We start from the raw sequence: 231 nt of genomic DNA on the forward strand, positions 1-231 counted from the left end.
AACGGTCGTGTAAGGAAGCTGGAGCATTCGAGCCACCGCCTGAATGGAGGTTCCGATGCAACATTGCGCTGCCCATTGCTGAAACGCATCCGTCGCTACACTTCGAGGGGAAATTCCGGGATAAGAAGTGCTGAATGTCATGCCACACGTGCCACAACGTCTACGCTCCACAGGGAGTTCCACCCAAAAGATGCCGATCCGTTGAGCATACCCATGCATCCATTGCTTCTT

Annotated in this window: 1 protein-coding gene; it reads right to left on the minus strand. The window is 53.7% G+C overall.

Annotated elements, in window-relative coordinates:
* A partial coding sequence (locus tag VU18_RS17650) for a transposase family protein (protein ID WP_161797231.1) occupies window positions 1–231 on the minus strand: 231 nt, incomplete at both ends.

Origin of the sequence: Geobacillus sp. ZGt-1, from assembly GCF_001026865.1 — a bacterium.
Taxonomy (GTDB): domain Bacteria; phylum Bacillota; class Bacilli; order Bacillales; family Anoxybacillaceae; genus Geobacillus; species Geobacillus thermoleovorans.